This window comes from Sulfobacillus sp. hq2 (genome assembly GCF_002903155.1).
Classification (GTDB): domain Bacteria; phylum Bacillota; class Sulfobacillia; order Sulfobacillales; family Sulfobacillaceae; genus Sulfobacillus; species Sulfobacillus thermotolerans.
The window spans coordinates 61140-81189 of sequence record NZ_NWUL01000018.1 but is presented as its reverse complement, the minus strand read 5'-3'; the positions used below and the strand labels follow the sequence as shown (position 1 = coordinate 81189).

General features: G+C 52.3%; 27 protein-coding genes. 26 read left to right on the top strand and 1 reads right to left on the bottom strand.

Annotation, left to right across the window (positions count from 1 at the left end):
* From CO251_RS03150 to CO251_RS03090, 13 genes are all read left to right on the top strand, one after another.
* Positions 1 to 1186 (top strand): class I tRNA ligase family protein (locus tag CO251_RS03150; RefSeq protein WP_146038969.1); only part of this gene is annotated, 1186 nt, incomplete at its 5' end.
* Positions 1183 to 2439, top strand: coding sequence for a folylpolyglutamate synthase/dihydrofolate synthase family protein (locus tag CO251_RS03145; protein ID WP_103374352.1), 1257 nt, complete (start codon positions 1183 to 1185; stop codon positions 2437 to 2439). The genes CO251_RS03150 and CO251_RS03145, both read left to right, overlap by 4 nt.
* Positions 2440 to 2581: 142 nt before the next feature.
* On the top strand, positions 2582 to 2842 hold the full coding sequence (locus CO251_RS03140) for a DUF4321 domain-containing protein (protein ID WP_103374361.1): 261 nt from the start codon (positions 2582 to 2584) through the stop codon (positions 2840 to 2842).
* Between the two features lie 3 nt (positions 2843 to 2845).
* Entirely contained in the window at positions 2846 to 3427 is a 582-nt protein-coding gene (locus tag CO251_RS03135; protein ID WP_103374351.1) for a nucleoside triphosphate pyrophosphatase, read from the top strand.
* The gene (gene radC / locus CO251_RS03130) at positions 3424 to 4095 is read left to right on the top strand and encodes a DNA repair protein RadC (RefSeq protein ID WP_103374350.1); all 672 of its coding nucleotides are present in this window, start codon (positions 3424 to 3426) and stop codon (positions 4093 to 4095) included. Before CO251_RS03135 ends, radC begins: the two co-directional genes overlap by 4 nt.
* Positions 4096 to 4112: 17 nt before the next feature.
* A complete protein-coding gene (locus CO251_RS03125) occupies positions 4113 to 5141 on the top strand; it encodes a rod shape-determining protein (protein ID WP_103374349.1) in 1029 nt (342 codons plus the stop codon).
* Positions 5142 to 5164: 23 nt separating this feature from the next.
* Entirely contained in the window at positions 5165 to 6034 is an 870-nt protein-coding gene (mreC, locus tag CO251_RS03120) for a rod shape-determining protein MreC (protein ID WP_103374348.1), read from the top strand.
* Positions 6034 to 6555 carry a rod shape-determining protein MreD gene (gene mreD, locus CO251_RS03115; RefSeq protein WP_103374347.1) on the top strand — a complete coding sequence of 174 codons (522 nt, stop codon included), beginning with the start codon at positions 6034 to 6036 and terminating at the stop codon, positions 6553 to 6555. The genes mreC and mreD overlap by 1 nt, the downstream gene beginning before the upstream one ends.
* A gap of 185 nt (positions 6556 to 6740) precedes the next feature.
* A complete protein-coding gene (minC, locus tag CO251_RS03110; RefSeq protein ID WP_242968268.1) occupies positions 6741 to 7328 on the top strand; it encodes a septum site-determining protein MinC in 588 nt (195 codons plus the stop codon).
* A 16-nt stretch (positions 7329 to 7344) separates the two neighbouring features.
* Positions 7345 to 8142, top strand: coding sequence for a septum site-determining protein MinD (minD, locus tag CO251_RS03105; RefSeq protein ID WP_103374346.1), 798 nt, complete (start codon positions 7345 to 7347; stop codon positions 8140 to 8142).
* A gap of 17 nt (positions 8143 to 8159) precedes the next feature.
* Positions 8160 to 8426 (top strand): cell division topological specificity factor MinE, encoded by a 267-nt coding sequence (gene minE, locus CO251_RS03100; protein ID WP_103374345.1) that lies wholly within the window; start codon positions 8160 to 8162, stop codon positions 8424 to 8426.
* Between the two features lie 85 nt (positions 8427 to 8511).
* The gene (gene rodA / locus CO251_RS03095) at positions 8512 to 9690 is read left to right on the top strand and encodes a rod shape-determining protein RodA (protein ID WP_103374344.1); all 1179 of its coding nucleotides are present in this window, start codon (positions 8512 to 8514) and stop codon (positions 9688 to 9690) included.
* A 24-nt stretch (positions 9691 to 9714) separates the two neighbouring features.
* Positions 9715 to 9909, top strand: coding sequence for a hypothetical protein (locus CO251_RS03090; protein WP_103374343.1), 195 nt, complete (start codon positions 9715 to 9717; stop codon positions 9907 to 9909).
* Positions 9910 to 9946: 37 nt separating this feature from the next.
* Here the strand turns inward: CO251_RS03090 and CO251_RS03085 are convergent, their stop codons facing one another.
* The gene (locus tag CO251_RS03085) at positions 9947 to 10207 is read right to left on the bottom strand and encodes a hypothetical protein (RefSeq protein WP_146038968.1); all 261 of its coding nucleotides are present in this window, start codon (positions 10205 to 10207) and stop codon (positions 9947 to 9949) included.
* A 284-nt stretch (positions 10208 to 10491) separates the two neighbouring features.
* On the opposite strand from CO251_RS03085, the gene CO251_RS03080 reads away from it, so the two are divergent.
* The 13 genes from CO251_RS03080 to CO251_RS03020 all read left to right on the top strand — a co-directional run bounded on the left by CO251_RS03080 (position 10492) and on the right by CO251_RS03020 (position 20036).
* Positions 10492 to 11076, top strand: coding sequence for a hypothetical protein (locus CO251_RS03080; protein WP_103374341.1), 585 nt, complete (start codon positions 10492 to 10494; stop codon positions 11074 to 11076).
* A gap of 14 nt (positions 11077 to 11090) precedes the next feature.
* On the top strand, positions 11091 to 11951 hold the full coding sequence (locus CO251_RS03075; RefSeq protein ID WP_103374340.1) for a site-2 protease family protein: 861 nt from the start codon (positions 11091 to 11093) through the stop codon (positions 11949 to 11951).
* 111 nt (positions 11952 to 12062) lie between these two features.
* Complete coding sequence (locus CO251_RS03070) at positions 12063 to 13934, top strand: Rne/Rng family ribonuclease (RefSeq protein WP_103374339.1); 1872 nt, start codon at positions 12063 to 12065, stop codon at positions 13932 to 13934.
* A gap of 70 nt (positions 13935 to 14004) precedes the next feature.
* Positions 14005 to 14325 (top strand): 50S ribosomal protein L21, encoded by a 321-nt coding sequence (rplU, locus tag CO251_RS03065; RefSeq protein WP_103374338.1) that lies wholly within the window; start codon positions 14005 to 14007, stop codon positions 14323 to 14325.
* A gap of 8 nt (positions 14326 to 14333) precedes the next feature.
* Positions 14334 to 14651 (top strand): ribosomal-processing cysteine protease Prp, encoded by a 318-nt coding sequence (locus tag CO251_RS03060; RefSeq protein ID WP_103374337.1) that lies wholly within the window; start codon positions 14334 to 14336, stop codon positions 14649 to 14651.
* A gap of 26 nt (positions 14652 to 14677) precedes the next feature.
* Positions 14678 to 14956 (top strand): 50S ribosomal protein L27, encoded by a 279-nt coding sequence (gene rpmA, locus CO251_RS03055; RefSeq protein ID WP_103374336.1) that lies wholly within the window; start codon positions 14678 to 14680, stop codon positions 14954 to 14956.
* Entirely contained in the window at positions 14946 to 15578 is a 633-nt protein-coding gene (locus CO251_RS03050; protein ID WP_103374335.1) for a Spo0B domain-containing protein, read from the top strand. Before rpmA ends, CO251_RS03050 begins: the two co-directional genes overlap by 11 nt.
* A 12-nt stretch (positions 15579 to 15590) precedes the next feature.
* Complete coding sequence (gene obgE / locus CO251_RS03045) at positions 15591 to 16859, top strand: GTPase ObgE (RefSeq protein ID WP_103374334.1); 1269 nt, start codon at positions 15591 to 15593, stop codon at positions 16857 to 16859.
* 78 nt (positions 16860 to 16937) lie between these two features.
* On the top strand, positions 16938 to 17561 hold the full coding sequence (gene nadD, locus CO251_RS03040; RefSeq protein ID WP_173677060.1) for a nicotinate-nucleotide adenylyltransferase: 624 nt from the start codon (positions 16938 to 16940) through the stop codon (positions 17559 to 17561).
* A gap of 152 nt (positions 17562 to 17713) precedes the next feature.
* Positions 17714 to 17971, top strand: a complete 258-nt coding sequence (locus CO251_RS03035) for an RNA-binding protein (RefSeq protein ID WP_103374333.1) — start codon at positions 17714 to 17716, stop codon at positions 17969 to 17971.
* A 70-nt stretch (positions 17972 to 18041) separates the two neighbouring features.
* Positions 18042 to 18596 carry a bis(5'-nucleosyl)-tetraphosphatase (symmetrical) YqeK gene (yqeK, locus tag CO251_RS03030; RefSeq protein WP_103374332.1) on the top strand — a complete coding sequence of 185 codons (555 nt, stop codon included), beginning with the start codon at positions 18042 to 18044 and terminating at the stop codon, positions 18594 to 18596.
* Positions 18597 to 18663: 67 nt separating this feature from the next.
* On the top strand, positions 18664 to 18981 hold the full coding sequence (rsfS, locus tag CO251_RS03025) for a ribosome silencing factor (RefSeq protein ID WP_255398085.1): 318 nt from the start codon (positions 18664 to 18666) through the stop codon (positions 18979 to 18981).
* Positions 18982 to 19046: 65 nt separating this feature from the next.
* Complete coding sequence (locus CO251_RS03020; protein ID WP_103374330.1) at positions 19047 to 20036, top strand: hypothetical protein; 990 nt, start codon at positions 19047 to 19049, stop codon at positions 20034 to 20036.
* The last annotated feature ends 14 nt before the right edge of the window (positions 20037 to 20050 follow it).

Here is a 20050-nt window from a genome sequence, read left to right as displayed (position 1 = left end):
GGCATACGATATTATTTTCTTTTGGGTCGCACGCATGGTCATGCAAGGTTTGCATTTTACCGGCGAACGCCCATTTGCCACGGTGTTACTGCATGGCTTGGTGCGGGACAGCCAAGGAAGGAAAATGAGTAAGTCCTTAGGCAATGGCGTGGATCCGATGGACGTCATAGAAAAATATGGAGCGGATGCGCTTAGGTTAGCCTTGGTCCTCAGTTCAGCGCCAGGGAATGATCAGCGCTATTCGGACGAGCGTGTTGAGGCAGCGAGCCGGTTTGCGAACAAAGTTTATAATGCGATTCGGTACGTGCGGATGAATCTTCCTGAAGGATTTACGCCCCAAGCTGTGACGATGGACAACGTCGAGGATGTATGGATTGTCCAAAAACTAAACCAAACCACTCAGCACATGACGGAATGGCTCAAGGACTTTGAGTTTGGCCAAGCGGCACGGGCTATCTATGATTTTCTTTGGGATGATTACTGCGACTGGTATATTGAGTTGACCAAGATTCACATGCGAGAAAATCCCGAGACCTCCTCTAACACTTTGAGTATGCTGGTATTTGTGGCCGAACAAGCTTTAAAACTGCTTCATCCTTTTATGCCATTTGTGACCGAAGAATTGTGGCAATCCTTGCCGCACCAAGGAGACAGCATCATGGTTGCCCCGTGGCCTTCGCCACAAAATCTTCCGGCGAACCGAGCCCAAGACGTCATGGATCGCGTACAAAGCCTTATCCGGACCGCACGCAATCTCCGTGCCGAAGTGAATCTTCCTCCGGGACAACGGGTTCATTTCCAAATGGTTGCGGATGATGCAGAAACTTTAGCGGACTGGCAGATGGAGGCGGCTGCGATACGAGAAATGGTCCGGGCTCAAGATATTAGCTGGCATGTCAAAGCCGAAGGGGCACCCAAACCACATCACGCGTTGACCGGGGTGTGTCAAGGGGGCAGTGTCTATCTGCCCTTAGAAGGTATCGTTGATCTTGCGGTTGAACAAGCCCGCGTGCAGAAGACCATGGAACAAACCCAGCGCGAGCTCGAACGCGTGGAAAAGCAGCTAGCCGATCAAAAGTTTCGCGAACGGGCACCGCAGCCTGTAGTGGCCAAAGCCCAGGAACAGCGGTTAGAACTGTTGGCGCGCATGGAGCGACTGAAGGAACGGTGGGAGGACTTGCAGTGAAGGAGAATTGGTGGGCAGACCTGGAACGGAATAAAATTCGTCCCGGTTTGGAACGCATCGGATCTTTGTTAGAGAAATTGGGCCATCCAGAGCGTGGGTATCCTATAGTCCACGTGGCGGGCACTAATGGCAAAGGATCAACCGCGGCTTTAATTGCCGACGCGCTTACCTCCCAAGGCTACCGAGTCGGCCTCACAGTGTCGCCAGATCTTGGACACATCAATGAACGTGTCATGCTTAATCGGCAACCCATGGATCCGGCGTTGTGGGATCAATTAGGCCAAGTGATTGAGGACGCCGGGCGGAACATGCCCGACGTTCCAACATTTTTCGAAGCGGTAACAGCCATGGCCTTCTTGGCGTTTCACTATTGGCAGGTGGATATTGCGGTGGTGGAAGTGGGATTGGGAGGCCGTTTAGATGCGACCAATATCATTGACCCCCCCTGCTTGTCAGTCATTACTCCCGTCGCCTTTGATCACATGGACCGCTTGGGATACACCATTGAGGCGATTGCTGGGGAAAAGGCGGGGATTATCAAAGCGGGATCAGTCGTCGTGTTAGGTCCCCAGCCTTATCCTGCTGCCCGCGCCGTCATAATGGAAAAGGCGAGGAGGCTTCAGGTGCCCATTGTGGAGCCGCATTGGTTTCCTGTTGTAGGGCCAGACGGTATTGACGGAATCAGTCCCCATGGGCCTATCCATGTCCCCTTATTAGGGGCGTATCAAGTGCAAAATGTTGCCACAGCGTATGCGGCCATGGAAACGTTAGCGGCAAAAGGATGGGTGAAGGATTGGTCTCGCATTTTAACGCAGTGGTCTCACTTTTCATGGCCGGGGCGCTTTCAGGTCATGCAGCGAGAGCCTTTATGGGTGATTGATGGGGCGCATAATCCCCATGGGATTGGAGCACTTGTGGAGACATTAAAGTTGGCCCCCTACCGGGACATGCGCTGGACCATTGTGTTCGGGGCGTTAGCCGATAAACCGGCTGGTGAAATGTTGCAAATGCTAAAGCCATTGGCGCATCATGTTATCGTCACTCGAATTCCCTCAGAACGCGCGGGGGATCCATTACAATGGCGGGAGATGGTGCCCAGCGCTACGTTTATTGACGATCCATGGGAGGCGGTTCAAGCGGCCCTTGCCGAGGCTAAGGCGCAAGAGGCTGTGCTAGCGACAGGATCACTAGCATTATTGGGGTATTTGGTCACGCGCTTTCAACACGAAAGTGCAACAACGAGAGGATGTTAGGTGAAATTGTCCATCGCAGGAAGTTTTTCGATGATTGCCGTGACGTCGTTGCGAATGGTATGCTGAACAAGGTCGCAGTTTGTGTCGATGAAGAAGATGGGTCCCTGTGGTGGCAGACCCCGCCAAAGGAGTTTGGTTTGTCATGAAAGGGCGAAATTCAGTAGGCGTGGCCATTTTATACGTGGTCATTGGAGGAATTGTCGGCTCGCTTTTAGGCCATTTTCTGTCGGTTCTGTGGTCTCCTCTAGGCCACGATTACTTTGATCTGGGATCGCCGACGGGCCCATGGACATTGAATCTGGGTGTGTTTGGGGTATCGTTCGGCATCTGGCTTCAACTGAATCTCGGGGGAATCATTGGCATCATTGGCGGCCTATGGTGGTACCAAAGGCGGGGATCTTAGCACATGACGGACCAATATGTTTTAGCGTCGTCATCACCCCGGCGTCGAGAGCTTATGCAGCAGATCGGCTTGTCTTTTATTGTCGACCCAGCGGATATTGACGAATCGCGTCGACGTGGCGAGTCTCCTCAGGCATTGGTACGGCGGCTGGCTGTCTCAAAAGCGTTGACCGTCGCCAAACGTTATCCTACGAGGACGGTCATTGGTGCCGATACCATTGTGGTTCAGGGGGATGCTGTCCTAGGCAAGCCAGGAACCGAGCAACGAGCTGCAGCGATGTTAGCTCAGTTGTCCGGCAATTCTCATGACGTCTACACGGCCCTAGCCGTATGGGATGGGGCTAAAGAGCGTGGCTTGGTGCGGGTGGCTGCGGCGCGGGTGACGTTTCGGACGCTAACTCAGGACGAGATTCTCACGTACGTTCACACAGGCGAGCCTTTAGACAAGGCGGGGGCCTATGCCATTCAAGGTCGTGCTGGCGAGTGGGTCACCAGGCTGGTGGGGGACAAAGAAACCGTTATTGGATTGCCAACGGCTGCGTTGCAGACGTTGCTTCAGCATATTGCGAGGTCTGAAGGCCGATGACACGTGTGCGGGATTTACCTGTTGAAGAACGGCCGCGCGAGCGATTATTGCGGCACGGCGCGGGTGTCTTGGGGGACCGGGAATTACTAGCGGTTTTGCTGGGAACGGGCTCGTTGGGTCAAAGTGTGCTGGAGCTCAGTCAGAACTTGCTCAAAGAGGGTTGGACAGGCTTAAGCCGTCGCCGCGCTTCTGAACTGCTGCAGATTAAAGGGTTAGGGGAGGCCAAGGTGGCTCTTTTGTTAGCAGCATTGGAAGTGGGGAGTAGGCTGAGAAAAGCGGATTTGCAACACCGGATTGAGGGGCCTGACGATGTTGTGCTACTGGTAGAAGATATGATGCGACTTAGTCAAGAAGAATTTCGCGTCCTTCTCCTGACGACCAAAAACCAAGTGTTGGCGGTCGAAACCGTATTTCAAGGGGGCCTCGACAGCGTGGAGGTGTTTCCCCGTGAAGTGTTTCGACGGGCGGTGGGCCGATCGGCTGCGTCCGTGATTGTTGTGCACAACCATCCCAGCGGGGACCCTACCCCATCCCGGGCCGACTTAGGCTTGACTCGTCGGTTAGAGGAGGCGGGCGATCTGATGGGGATACCAGTCTTAGATCATATTATTGTTGGCAAAGGGCGTCATGCCAGTGTGCATCAAGGAAAAACCACGGAGCTGAACTAAGGGGGATATTTTCACCCATGAGAAGTTTTTTTGGGTCATTTTCTAAAGATATGGGCATTGATTTGGGAACGGCGAATACGGTGGTTTATGTGAAGGGTAAGGGCATTGTGCTTCAAGAACCGTCCGTCGTGGCGATTGATACGTTAACGGCCGAAATTATCGCCGTTGGCCAAGAAGCCAAACAGATGGTGGGTCGTACGCCGGGAAACATTCGCGCGGTTCGGCCCCTGAAAGATGGCGTTATTGCGGATTTTGATACCACGCAGGCTATGCTTAAGTATTTTATCAAGAAAGCGTCCAATAATTCACGGATGACGCATCCGACCGTGGTTATTGGCGTACCCTCTGGCGTAACCGGGGTTGAAGAGCGAGCGGTGAAAGATGCGGCGGTACAAGCTGGTGCCCGTGAGGCGTTAGTGGTTGAAGAACCGATGGCGGCAGCTATTGGTGCAGGGTTGCCCGTCGCAGAGCCCACCGGAAATATGATTGTGGACATTGGCGGGGGAACCTGTGAAGTAGCGATTATCTCATTAGATGGGATTGTGGCGTCGCAATCGATTCGTGTTGCTGGAGATGAGATGGACGACGCGATTGTCAATCACATCAAGCGGACCTACAACATGATGATCGGTGAACGGACAGCTGAGGAAGTGAAGATTACCATTGGCTCTGCTTATCCTCCTGACCATGAAGAAAGCATGGATGTGCGTGGGCGAGATTTAGTAACAGGATTGCCTAAAACCCTTAAGATCAACTCAACGGAAATTCAGCGCGCGCTTAGTGAAACAGTCAATACGATTGTGGATGCGATTAAAGCCACGTTAGAAAAATCACCCCCGGAATTGGCGGCGGATATCATGGACCGCGGGATTGTCATGACGGGTGGAGGATCATTGCTGAGAGATTTTGATAAGCTGGTCAGTTCGGAAACGGGCATGCCTGTTCATCAGGCGGACGAGCCGCTCTTGACGGTTGTGCGGGGAACTGGAATGGTCTTGGAAGACGCCCATCACCTTGAAGCTTTGCGTCGCCGCAATCGCCGTTAATTGGAAAGAGGAGGGACGTAAGCGTGGGCGGATTCTTGTACCGGTGGCGGCGTCTTCTGATTACCGTCTTGGTGATCATGGTTGTCACGGTCAGTTTGAGTTTGACCGCCCGTATTCGCGGTACTGTCATTGGTCTTAGCAACATCATTAATACGGTGGTATCCCCTGCGGAATCCAGTATGGCGTTCTTAGGCAAGGAAACGGGAACAGCCATCAGCAGTGTCGGCGATCTCTTTACCTTGCAGCAGCAGAACCAAGAACTCAAGCGCAAGCTGCTGGAGTACAATTCGATGAAACTGGAACTGGCAGAGGTTTTGGCCGAAAATGGTCAGTTGCGCGGTATGGTAGGGCTCAAAAAGAATCTAGGATCGTGGCATTTACAGCCAGCGATTATTATCGCCCGCAACCCCGATAGCTGGTTTAACACCGCCGTGATTGATCAAGGAAGCCGCAGTGGGGTGCAAACGGGCATGGCGGTTATTGTGCCTCAAGGGGTTGTAGGCCGTGTGGTCGCTGTTACACCGAATACGGCCACCGTGATGTTGATTCTCGATCCGAAAAGTGGTGTGGGAGCCGTAGACGTTCGGTCTCAATCGACGGGCGTTGTTCTTGGACAGGATCCCGTAACAGGTCTTTTGGAATTTCAACTGTTCTCCCATAAACCGGATGTGTTGCCAGGCGATGTTGTGGCGACGTCAGGGCTTAGTGAGTATTACCCCAAGGGCTTGTTGGTCGGTCAAGTCTTATCAGTGTCCAAAAATCAATTCGGGTTGACGGAGACGGCGATTATCAAACCCTCTGTCGATTTCAACCGCTTACAAACCGTGATGGTTGTGGAGTCCCATCCTTCAGGAACGAGCATTCCGCCGATTTTCGGGGGAGGCCAAAGCTGATGGCGCGATTCCGGGTGGGCACGTGGATCGTCTTGTATTTGTTAGCATTATTAATGCAGGTTGCGCTGTTGCCCCAAATCTTTCCGAATGGCTATGCGCCTAATGCTGTGCTGTCGGTGACCGTATTGATTGCCCTTTACGAAACTCCGCGCCGGGGCATGTGGGCGGGATTGGTTGGAGGGCTTATGCAAGATTTGTGGGCCGGGCGCCTTATTGGGCTCAATGCGCTGACCTTTGCACTGCTAGGGTATACGATTGCCCTCGTGCAACAGCGAATCGTCAGGGACCCGATTTTTGTCCCTGGTCTCTTAGCGGCGCTAAGCCAGGTGGTAGTAACACCGTTTCAGTGGCTTTTGTTATATGTGTTTGGATACCATTTTCCGTGGTTGGTATTTTCTCGTCCGCTCCCGGTCTGGATTTTATTTTCCATGTTGTTTACTCCGGCTTTAGGGGGCATATTAGGGTTTCGTACCCGTATCCACAGGCGAACTCGTTATCGATCTGTGTCGCCACCTTGGTAATCTCGACGCAATGTTTCAAAGACCGACGATCTGTTCGCAAACAGGCCGTCGGTCTTTGTCTGTATTCCTAGCAGTTTGACTGAATAACAGGATAAAAACTTTGAGACAAGGGGGGAAGAATGGCAGGATATTGGCAGCGGATAGAGAATCTGTAAAGTGCTGAGTCAAATCGAGGAGGGACACCATTGGCGCGCCGTTTACCCAAACACGTATCAGCGGAAGTCCAGGAGCCCATCCCAAGTGCTCACGCATCTGGGGACCTGATACGCGAACATCCCGTACAGGCCGCTGAAACTCCTGTCCGGGACAAGGCAGAAGAAGTCAGTGCACTGCGTGCCGGGCCGGATGTCGTCAAGATTTTTGCCGACCCGCAATTTGAACGGCGCAGTATCCGCGACTGGGAGGATGAGGCTAGGCGCCACCCGACGCTTTTGATCCGCAAGACATTACGTTCTGGCCAGAATGTGCGGTATTACGGCAATGTCGTGATTCTCGGTGATGTGAATCCTGGGGCGGAAATAAGGGCGGGCGGCGATATTATTGTCATGGGTTGGCTACGTGGCATGGCACATGCTGGCGCGGATGGCAATGATCAGGCGATGGTGGCCGCTTTCCGCTTGAATCCGACGCAAATTCGCATTGCACATTTTATTGGCCGGTCGCCCGATGCGGAAGATGCCACGCTGCCGGCATTTCCAGAGTTTGCGGAAGTCCGTGATGGCCAGCTCATCATTGAACAGTGGCAGCACAGCATGCTGGGAAACATTAGGTAAGGGGGATCCGTAGGTTATGGGGGAAGCTATCGTCATTACATCGGGGAAAGGGGGCGTTGGTAAAACGACCACAACCGCCAATTTGGGGGCGGGGTTAGCAAAGGCGGGTCAGAAAGTCGCGCTCATCGATGCAGATATTGGTTTGAGAAATCTTGACGTGGTTATGGGGCTGGAAAACCGCATTGTTTACGATTTGGTCGATGTCGTAGAAGGATTTGCGAAATTGAAACACGCATTGATTAAGGACAAGCGGTTTGAAAATCTCTATTTATTGCCAGCGGCCCAGACACGGGACAAAACAGCGGTATCCCCCGAGCAGATGCACGAACTGGTAAGTCACATGAAAGAGGAATTTGATTATGTGCTCATCGACTCGCCAGCCGGCATTGAACAAGGATTCAAAAATGCGGTGGCAGGTGCGGATAAAGCGATAGTCGTTGCGACACCAGAAGTTTCCTCAGTTCGCGATGCGGACCGCATTATTGGTTTACTGGAAGCCCAAGAAAAGCATAAACCCTTCTTGATTATTAATCGCATCCGTGCCAGCATGGTAAAAAAAGGCGACATGATGGATATCGATGATATGATCGAGATTTTAGCGATTGAATTGCTTGGGGTTGTGCCCGATGACGAATTTATTGTGGTGTCGACCAACCGTGGGGAACCTGCCGTACTTAACCCCCAGTCGAAAGCAGGGGAAGCGTACCGCAATATTACCCGGCGTTTGCAAGGAGAAAATGTACCCATGATGAAATTGGATGATGACTCAGGGTTTTTGAACCGGCTGCGCAAGCTCATGGGGTTTAAGTCATGAGCAAGGGGGGACGCTCAATGTTTGATTTGTTCGCGCGCGTTTTCGGCAGGGAAGATGCAAGCAAGGACGTCGCCAAAGAACGCCTCAGACTGGTCTTGGTCCATGACCGTGCGAGTTTGTCGCCGCAAGCCTTGGAGAACTTGAAAAACGATTTGCTGAAAGTCATATCAGAGTACATGGATATTGATGATGAGGGATTTCGGGTGGATTTCTCTCGCCATGATGATGCCATGGCGTTGGTGGCCAATATCCCAATTCGTAACGTCAAGCGACACTCTGTCTAATCGGATACAGCAAATTGCATGTCCTCGACCTCTGCCGTCAGGTCTTATATACTAAAAGGACTATGATGGAAAGAGGTCGAGCTGTATGCGTTCCGGATCCGTTTGGAAGAATATTGACTATCTGGTCATCGCAATCGTCTTGTTGATTTCGGGCTTAAGCCTCTTTGTTATTGGCAGTGCGACTAAGCCTCTGTTGCCTGCGTCCGCCCAACTCTATTATGTCCATCGCCAAATGATATGGATTGGGTTGGGATTGGTGACGATGACCATCGTAGCATGGTATCCCTATGAGCGATTTCGGCAACTGAGTCCCTACCTATACTGGATTGCCGTGGCATTGTTGGCATTTGTACTGATTAAAGGCCACTCTGCTTTGGGAGCCCAACGCTGGATTCAAATTGGTCCCTTTCAATTACAGCCTTCCGAATTTGCCAAAGTCGCTGTAGTGGTAGCGTTTGCTACACACTTAGACAAGAAGCCGCAGTTAAAGCGGTGGCGCGATTTAGTGTCCCCTGGCTTGCTTTTGTTGTTGCCGATGTTGCTGATTCTTAAACAGCCAGACTTAGGCACAGCCTTGGTCTTTGTGGCGATTGCGGCGGGAATGCTGCTGATGGCAGGCGCATCATGGTGGAAACTGCTAATTATCTTCCCAGGCGGACTGCTCGCGGTGATTTTGTGGATTTATATCCATTACCGTTTTCATGTGTGGATCCCGATGCACCAATATCAGTTAGACCGACTGATTATCTTTCTTAATCCTAACAAAGATCCTTTAGGAGCGGGTTTCAATGTGATTCAGTCGCGGATTGCTGTAGGAAGTGGTGGACTCTTGGGCACGGGGATATTTACCGCGCATTCGAATCAACTAAGCTTTCTACCGGAATCTTATACGGACTTTATCTTTGCGGTGATTGCTGAAGAAGTTGGATTTGTTGGCTCTATGGCGCTGCTCGCCGTGTATTTGTTGTTGTTAGCCCGGGGATTGTTTATTGCGGTGCATGCCAAGGACCGTTATGGAATGCTTTTGGCGTCCGGAGTCGTATCCATGTTTGCTTTTCACGTGATTGAAAGCGCGGGAATGGTATCGGGGATTATGCCGGTCGCGGGGGTGCCTTTACCGTTTATGAGTTATGGAGGCTCTGCGCTGCTTGCGGACTCGGTAGGGGTTGGCATCTTGCTTAATGTCTATCTTCGCCGCAGGCCGTTGTCCTATGCCAATACAGCCAATGCCAGCACCCGCGTGGTGATGGGGAAAAGTTCTTAGAGCCGGGGTGAAGAGGCCCTTTATTTGAGGGGAGAGAAAAATACCGCGATGACGGCCACGACATGGGTTGTTGTGTTGCTCGCCGTTGACGGAGCCGTGTTATTGGCCGTATTTGCGTTGTTATCACGGATTGAACAGCGGCTGACGCAACTCGAGAACAAATTCAAACGCCCCACTGGGCGTAAACGGAAAGAGGCTTCTCCGCACAAAGAAAAATAACGCGGGAAGCCTCTCGTGTATAATCTTGCGCGGTATTCTAATCCTTACAGGCCGTTTCCCAATCGGCCTGTTTTCCTCCTAAAAATCCAATCGCGGTTCCATAAATTGGGGCCATCCACCAATATCCCGTGACCGACGGAAATCCTAAAATGATGATTGTCACGATCATTAGGGAGTACCGGACCCAGCTTTTAGCTAGATAACGGGGCATCTGCCAAACCACAAAGGCTTTCTTCTGGAGGTAGGAACCGACAAATACGAAGGCTAAAGCCAGCGCTAATGCTTCCCACGGTGCCACTTTCATTAGTCTATAGCGGTGCGGAAAGCGCCGCTTCCTCCTTTCTGTGCGAAGAGATGCCGCCCATGGCCATAGCTGCTTCGACCCGTGCTTCCTCGTCAACCTAGCTTTATATTCCCATGCTCCGCCCTTTCGGGCTGGGGAAAGTTGACTGGCATCGTCTTCTGTGACCCCTTGATCATAGCACCCGTGTGAGAACTTGATCAAATCCGTTTAGGCGCGGTCTGAACGGGACTAGCCTGCCATAAGATGGATAGGGGAGTGTGCGAAAAGGAGAGATCGCCATGGAAGAGAGAGCCTTGATGGTGAAACGGCGTTCGACCTGGTGGGGCCGCTGGGTGATCGCGGGTCTTTTAGTTTCAGGCGTTTATGCGACTCACGTGCTGCCTCAAAGGGTCCGGGACCATGTGCTTACAGTGGAACGACAATGGGTTACGTCGACGTGGCATATACCGAAAAACGTGGGATTGCGGTTGCCAATTCCCAGCACACGACATACCGTGAGACCTTTGACGCACCAGGTCTGGGCTCATCCGGTGTCCCACGCGCATCTGGTTGAGTCTTTTGGATGGCATCACCAACAGTTTGACGCTCAAGTGACATTGCAAACTACTCCAGGACAAGTTGTGCAGGGATTTGCACGAGCCACCGTGATTCACACGGCCCCTTCTTTGGAGCTCAGCGTGGGCAAGATACTTGTGGTGTTGCAAGGTGTCCAGCACATGGCGGTACATCGAGGACAAAAGGTGAGCTTGGGAACCGTATTAGGGCGGGTAGGCAGACATTTAGCCATTGCTGTTCAGATTGATGGATTGCCGGTCAATCCCTTGCTACCACAATACTTTGGAACCACGTGGGCTCGCCCCTAAGGAGGTGGGCCCCGATGTGGCGAAAAATCTCCATTAATCCCTGGTTTATCGGTCTGGTTGTTCTCTACCTGATTGGAGGCCAAGGCATTCGCATGGCCTTGGCATTTTTTGTTATTACGCTGCATGAACTAACTCACGCCATTGTTGCGGAGAGCTATGGGTGTACGGTGGAACGTATTGAACTTTGGCCATTTGGTGGTATTGCGCGCATTTCCGGCATCGCGCAGCAAGAACCGTACGTAGAAGCGATGATCGCTGTCGTAGGACCCTTGCAGAATTTTTTTCTGGCATCAGCGGCATGGGGGCTCGCACGGTGGCTTCCGGTTAGCCCATCGTGGCTGCATCTGTTTATCGAAATGAATTTAGGCTTGGGGTTTCTCAATTTACTTCCCGCCGCACCCCTCGACGGAGGCCATTTAGCCAGGTTGTATTTGGCCAGGCGAATGGGTTATGAACAGGCCGAACGGATCGTGGTCGAAGCGGGATTATGGCTTGCGCGCTTTTTGTTTGTGGTGACAATTTTCTCGTTTCTTACGCCCAAACCGCTTTTGAGTTTAGGGATCTTCGCGGTGTTTATCTATTGGGGAGCCCAGCATTCTCCTCGTCCGGCGGCTTATTTAATTGTGCGGGATTTAGCGATTAGGCCGTCTTGGCTCAAAAAAAGGCCGGTGTGGGCCTTGGATGATTTTGCTGTACACTGTGAGACTTCACTGGGAGAGGTACTCCGGGTGATGCGGCCCATGAAGTATCATCGCGTCGTCGTGTTGTCACCAGATCTCAAGAAAATGGGCATCCTATATGAGGAAGATCTCTTAAAGGGTCTTGAAGAATGGGGGCCGTCCATTGCCTTACAGGAATTACTGACGATGCGTTGATCGTGATTCCTGTCGTGGTATGATAGAAGAGAGGCGATACTATCCAGGACAGTCAAAATTTTGCCCAAAAGTTTGAGCGTATTTTTCACTGTTTCAGAAAGGGGTCCATTCATGACACGGCGCAAGCGTCGCCGTTGGGGGATTCTTCCTGCAGAATCTGCTGGAGCGGCTAATACGGAACCTGGCGCCGAATCCCCAGGGGCCGCCTCCATAGAACATGAGAGCGCCCCTCTGGTGCCGGAACCAAAATTGTTTAAGGAATTACTGGTGAATTATGAGCCACATGAAAGTCGACTGGCAATTTTAGAGGCGGGGCAACTCGTCGAATTTTATATCGAGCGGGATGATGAAGAACAGTCAGCGGGGAATATTTACAAAGGTCGCGTCGAAAATGTGCTGCCGGGTATGCGGGCGGCTTTTGTCAACCTCGGCCTTGAAAAAAACGGATTTTTGTATGTGGATGATGCCCATGCGGAAGAACGTGATCACCGCAAATCGCGTCCTATCCAAGAAGTGCTGAAGGTCGGTCAAGAAGTCGTTGTGCAAGTCGTTAAAGAATCTATAGGAAATAAAGGGGCGCGCGTAACAACTAACATTAGTTTACCGGGACGTTATTTAGTCTTTACGCCCTATTCAGAGACTGTAGGGGTTTCGCGGCGCATCGACTCTGAACGCGAACGGGAACGCCTGCGGGCGATTGCCGAAAAGATCCGACCCAAAGGCATGGGACTGATTGTGCGGACGGTGGCTGAAGGGGCTTCTCAGAAGGCGTTGATTCGCGATTTAGCGTATTTGCGGCGCATGTGGGCTCGGATACGGCACAAAGCCCGCACGACCAAAGCGCCTGCTTTATTACACCGGGAGGCAAGCCTTATTGCTCGTACCATCCGGGACCATCTCGATGAGTCGGTGGATCGGTTTGTCATTGATGATGAACAAGCCTATTACCGTGCTCGGGAAATAGCAGAAACCATCTCGCCGGGCTTGAAAAACCGGATTGAACTCGATAATGGAGGGGTTCCACTATTTGAATTGCGCGGGGTGGAAGCGGAACTTGACCGGGCTGTCAAGAGGCGGGTATGGTTGAAATGTGGCGGATATTTAGTCATTGATGAAACGGAAGCATTGACAGTCATTGATGTCAATACGGGAAAGAACGTTGGTTCGACTGACTTATCCGACACCGTGCTGGCGACAAACCGGGAAGCCGCTGTGGAAATTGCCCGGCAATTGCGTCTGCGCGATATCAGTGGAATTATTGTTATTGATTTCATTGATATGGAAAATGAAGAAGACCAAGTCGAAGTGCTGAAAACCTTTCAGCGAGCTTTACGCCATGACCGCACCCGCGTCACGGTCTTAGGGCTTACGCGCCTTGGGTTGTTGGAAATGACGCGCAAGAAAGTGCGCGAGTCGTTGTTAAACCAACTGACACGCGTTTGTCCCCAATGTGACGGCCGAGGACAAGTGTTGTCGGAAGAAGTGATTGCTCGGCGCTTGCGACAGCGTATTGTGGAGCGGTTAAAGGAAAGTGGCGCGGAAGCGATATTGGTCGAAGCGAACCCTGCTATTGCGAGTCATTTAATTGGGCCGGGCGGCACCAACTTAAAAGAGTTGGAGCGCACCACAGGTCGTGCTATTTTTGTTCGAGGCTCGCATGATTGTGATGTCGATGATGTCAAGTTTCCAAAGATTGGGACGCGACAGGAAGTGGAGAGTGCGGCGTTGCCGGTTCACGAAGGTCAGCGTCTCGAACTGGTGGTGCAAGAGCGCCATGCCAGCAATGCACGCGATGGAATTTCCCGTCTCGATGGGTATGTTGTGGATATTGAGGCTGCGGGAACGCGGGTAGGAGAAACGGTTTCGGTCGAAATCCTGCGTGCGCTGCGAACATTTGCCACTGCTAAGATTCTTGATGATGAAGACAACACATTGCCGGCGGTAAAAGAACCTGCCTTACCAATGCCTCGAGCGGAGGTTTGACGGTCATTGCGATTCGTGGTAACATACATTGGATTAATGCCACGGTGATTCATGGAATAGGGGGATTTTTGTGTACGCGGTCATTGAGACAGGAGGCAAGCAGTACCGAGTGTCGCCTGGACAGGAATTGCTGATAGAGAAACTGCCGGTGGATGAGGGCAATGAATACACATTCGATCGGTTATTAATGGTTGTTGACGACAATGGCCAACCGATTGTGGGTGAGCCTTACGTTAATGGAGCAACGGCGGTGGGGACAGTAGTGCGTCAAGAGCGTGGGGAAAAGATTCTTGTCTTTAAATATAAAGCCAAGAGCAATTATCGCCGACGCCAGGGCCATCGTCAGTATTTGACGCGTGTGCGGATTGATCGTATTGACGCCACCGTTTAATCGGCTCGATGATAAAAATTGTCGTAGAGCGTGACTCCCAAGGTTCAGTGCATCGTCTGCGGGTCACAGGGCATGCGGGCCAAGCCCCATACGGCAAGGATATTGTCTGTGCCGCAGCCTCTGCGCTCTCTGAGACGCTTATCATGGGGTTGACGCGCGTTGAGCGTACCCCCATAGAATATCGTTTGGATGATGGAGTTCTCGACCTTCACATTACTGACAAGCTTTCAGAGAGTTCGCGGTCCATATTGGAAACCTTTTGTCTGGGATTTAAGGATTTAGCCGATACCGCGCCGGATTTCGTACGGTATCGCGAAATGACCTAATTGGATTCTGAAGAGGAGGGAATAACATGCGTTTACAACTCTTTGCACACAAAAAAGGGGGCGGAAGTTCCCGTAACGGGCGGGATTCCAAGCCGAAAATGCTTGGTGTCAAGCGCCATCAAGGACAATTAGTCACGGCCGGTAGCATTATCGTTCGCCAACGGGGAACCAAATTTCGTCCGGGGCTCAATGTTGGAATGGGCCGAGATTACACCTTATTCGCCAAGATTGATGGCACTGTAGCATTCGTGAACCGCGGGCACGATCGGCGTGAAATCCGGGTTCTGCCCGTTAATGAAGCGTAATGCGCTAACCAAGCGTGCCAGTCGGCTCTCTGCGGTGGTGTTGCGGTTGGCCATATTTATCGCGCTAGGAGTGGGAAGCTATTTAAGCCCTCACTTTTGGCGCGTTGTCTTTTTGCTGCTCTTTGCAGCTTACACAGCCAGCACAGTCCGGGTGGCCGACCAAGCACAAGCCGTGGAAATGATTCGCCGCTACCGGCACCGCTATGCGAATCATTTGCAAATCATCAGTGGTTGGCTCGAACTGGAAAAAGTGTCTCGGGCCGAACGCTATCTGGCGGATCATGCGATGTCTAGCGTCCAACCGGGCGTGTTTCAAGGGTTGCCCTTACGGTGGGTATACAAGATGATGGCTCTGGAAGCGTTAGCAGAAGCGTCGGGGGCTGAAATTCGGTGGGTCCAGGCGCACAAAAGCGGGGGATCCTACTGGATGTTATGGAAGTTGAGCGCCGTATTGCGCTCGATTATCCCCTATGCACAAGGCGTCATCACCGTGACGTTCTTTCGCCGAGGGTTTCATGTGGAGACAGAAGGTATGAAGCATCTTCCACAAAAACATATTAGGGGTGTGTTTTGGCGGCATCATGACAATCGTCTGGATGTGATGTGGGGTGTTAGGAAATAGGGAGGCTAGGGTGTGTTTGTTGATGAAGTCCGTATTTATGTGGAGGCAGGCAGCGGCGGGAATGGGGCAGTAGCCTTTCGTCGTGAAAAGTTTGTGCCGACGGGCGGACCCGAAGGGGGCGATGGTGGGCGCGGGGGTGATATTATCTTTGAGGTAGATCCCGGTCTCAATACCCTCATGGATTTCCGCCATCAAAAACATTATCGTGCCCAAAATGGCCAAAACGGGGCGGCAAAAAATATGTATGGCCGCGATGCCGAGGATGTCATTGTGCGCGTGCCTCCGGGGACTTTGGTGAAAAAGGAAACCGGAGAACTCATCGCCGATTTAACCGAGCCGGGCTCCCGGACGGTTATTGCCCGCGGTGGTCGGGGTGGAAAAGGCAATAGTCATTTTGCATCATCGAGGCATCGTGTGCCTCGGATCGCCGAAAAGGGGCAACCTGGCGAAGCATTCTGGGTGACGCTGGAATTGAACTTATTAGCCGATGTCGGCCTCGTTGGTTTTCCTAACGCGGGCAAATCGACGCTGATCTCCAAAATATCGGCATCGCGCCCTAAAATTGCCGATTATCCTTTTACGACATTAGTCCCTAATTTAGGGGTTGTGAGCGACTATGGGGACCCATTTGTGGTGGCTGATGTGCCAGGATTGATTGAGGGCGCCCATACCGGTTTAGGATTGGGTGACACGTTTTTACGCCATCTCAATCGGACCCGTGTGTTGGTCCATTTGGTGGACGTAAGCCCCCAAATGGATAGGAACGCAGCTAATGATTACCGCATCATCGCGCATGAATTGCAAGCCTTTTCCCCGGAACTTGCCGCCCGCCCTGTCATTATCGCTGCTAATAAAATGGATATGGAGGGCAGTGAAGAGGGCCTGCGGGCATTACAAGAGGCGGTCTCGCCCCATGTGGTTTGGCCTATTTCGGCACTTTCCGGAGCAGGGATCGACGCGTTGATGTGGGAGGTACGGCGCGTCTTAGATATAACCCCCAAGCCGGAAGTGCAAACAGTGGAACCGGCTTTGAAGCCGGTTGTACATGGCTTTTCATTGGAGTTTGACGACAAAGAGGGCGTTCGCGTGGTGGGAGACATAGAGGAACGCGCGAGTATGACCCTGTGGGGCAACCCTCACGCGGAGGAGTACTTTTTAGAATACCTGCGCCGCAGGGGACTCGAGGGGATGCTACGACGCGCTCATGTCGCAGATAACACGCCTGTGCGAATCGGCGAGGGCACATTTTACTGGCGAGAAGGGGAACTTGTTTTAGAATGAGAGGATTCCTTGGAGGAAATTTTCCGACATCCTTAAAATATGGCAGGAAAAAATTAAGTGATCGCGAATTAACTATAAATGGGTAAAGAGACGGGAGCCATTGGGCTCATGGGAGGAACATTCAACCCGATCCATTACGGACACCTGGTGACCGCCGAAGCGGCTCGGGATGCTTTTCATTTGGATCGGGTGATTTTTATCCCCTCTGGCCAACCTCCGCATAAGCCGCCAGAGGTGCTAGCCAGTGCGGAGCACCGATACTTGATGACCTTTCTCGCGATCGCGCCTAATATGCACTTCGAGCTCTCCCGGGTCGAAATCGATCGCCAGGGGCCGTCGTATACGAGCGACACTCTTGCCTATTTCCACCGGATGGACTCGACCGTCGATTGGTACTTCATCAGCGGAGCCGATGCGATATTAGAAATCGCATCGTGGCATTATCCGGAGGATATTTTTCGTTATGCGCATCTCATTGCTGCTAGTCGGCCAGGGTATTCTCTCTCCCGGATCCATGCAGTGGCGGCAGAGCTGGGGGCTGAGAAAGTCGATCGCATTCACCAATTGGAGGTGCCCGCTTTAGCCATCTCGTCGAGCCAAGTGCGTGAGCGTTTGCGATTGGGGCTTTCGATTAAGTATCTGGTTCCTGAAGCAGTGGAGCACTATATTGAAAAAAATCAGTTGTATCAACATGCTCCATAGCCATGGACGCTCGCATGTTTTCGTGCCCAAGCGTTCATAATAGCTCGTGATTTGTGGCGTCCCGGGCGTTGACTACGGGCTTACAAGCGTAATAGATCGGCTCTGCATGGTCTCGGGAGCACGTTTGTGGAATGACAGGGAGGATGCAAATAATGGCGAGAACGCTGTACATCGGCAATTTGCCGTGGTCGACGACCGAAGAAGAACTGGCTCAGGCTTTTGCTGCTCATGCTCATGTCATTAGTGCCCGCATCATTATGGACCGGGAAACGGGACGGTCGCGGGGCTTTGGCTTCGTCGAAGTGGCGGATGAAGATGTCGATCGGGCGGTTGAGGCAATGAATGGAACACAACTCAGCGGCCGTGATATTATTGTTAACGAGGCGCGTCCCCGTCAAAATCGTTATTAAAAAAGGAGACAAAGCTGGAGGGGAACCTTCAGCTTTGCTTTTGCGAAGATACATCGTGAGCAGGTGACCTATGTCGACGTATCACGACCGTTTTGCCCAACTGACTCGGCACCGCCAAGAGCATAGCTTGCGGGTGGCGGCGCTCATGGAAGATTTGGCAAGCACCGGAGGATTTCCTCGAGACCAAGCTTTTTTGGCCGGTTATGCTCATGATTTAGCCCGTGAGCTGTCCCGTGCGGCATTGCTTGAGGAAGCATTGCGATTGGGCGTGACTATTGGGCCAGCTGAGCAGCAAGAGCCTGTGCTGCTCCACGGCCCCATTGCCGCCGCGTGGCTGCAAGCCGAAGGCATTGGAACGCCCTCGGTGTGGGAGGCGATACGCTATCATACTACTGCAGCCCCTGGGCAAGATCTTTTAGGGCAGGCGTTGTTTGTCGCGGATGGTGTGGAGCCCGGGCGTCATTATCCAGCTCGTGCATCCATTGAAGAGACGGTGCGGCGATCCATTCCGCTGGGATATCAAGCGATGTTAGAGGAAACGCTGGGCTACCTAAAAGCACGGGGTCTCACACCGCACCCTTTGATGGTCCAGGCCGTGAAGAGTTTCTCGGATTCGCATGATTAGCCGGGAGAAGTTCCATATTGTAAGGGAGGAATGCGTTATCCCCGAATCATCACGGGAGTGGGCGGCATTGGCCGCTCACGTAGCAGAGGAAAAGAAGGGCGAACACGTCGTCGTTCTGGATATGCGTGAAGTGACCCTCGTGGCCGATTATTTTGTGATTGTATCTGGTCACACCACAATTCAAGTGGCGGCCTTAGCGGAACATATTGAAGACGCCATGAAAGCGGCAGGCGTTTCACTGCTGCACAAAGTGGGAGGGGACAAGTCCCACTGGATTCTCTTAGATTATGGTGCAGTGGTGGTTCATATCTTTACAGAAGAAGAGCGGCGTTACTACGATTTAGAACGGCTGTGGGGCGATGCCGACATCGTGACTTTTTCCTAACACCCATGGATAAGGGGCACACGGAGCGGGAATACCTGACATGATGAACGTCAGGGGGTTTTAGGGTGCTTGTTGTCAACTATTATCAAACGCTCATCGATGTTGCGCTGTTTCTATTTTTTGTCATTGGAGCCAAGGTTATTGCGTTGTTTACCATTCGCGTGAAGAAACCCGCGGTGCCGTATGTCCGCCATCTGTTGTGGCAAGGGTATGCGGTGTGGTGGCTGGTATCGGGCATCGTGCAGATTCCGCCCTGGGTCGTGACCCATTCCCCAGCACATCTGGGGCAGGTGCTCTACCGCCACGATCCGCCACGTGTGGTCGCCTTTTATCATTTTTTTCTGGCATGGTGGACTGCTAAACCGATTACGTGGAATATCTTGGTCATCTTAGTGCAGATATTGGTGGGCTTGATGTTAATCACCGAAGAAGAGGATTTGGCCGGGCGCATCACGCTAGTGGTGGCCGGCATTTGGTCTTTTTTAGTCTGGCTTATCCCCGAAGCCTTAGGCCATCTGTTAGGTGTGCCTTTCAGTGCCGTACCAGGGGCACCAGGCGCTGGATTGATCGCCGCGGGCATTGCAGCCATCCTTCTCGTGCCTCCCAGACACTGGCATGTGGAGAAGACGCCTCGCGGGATACGACAGATCATCGCGGTCTACTGCGCTCTTGCTGCTCTGGTGCAAATGAACCCGTGGTCGGGTTTGTGGGGACCCGATATCCGAAAAATATTTGCGTATTCCCCTGTGTCCGGGGTGCAAAAAGTCATTGGCATGGCTGCTCAGATCGCGCATAATAGCCCGGAAGTCTATAATTTAGGGCTGTCTATATATTTTTTGATACTTGCCGTTGCGCTATGGCGCAATGGCAATCGCTGGCTGTTTATTGGGTTGGCTTCCGTCTTATGGCTGTGGATTTGGCTCACAGGGCAGGGGTTGGGCCTTGTTCCCGAAATCGGAGACAATCTTAATACAGCGCCGCTCGTCTTGTGGTTAATTGCTATTACAGTGGGGCGGCCTATGGGTATGACCAAGAACCGGGGGCGTTTAGGATAGATCGTGAAATATTG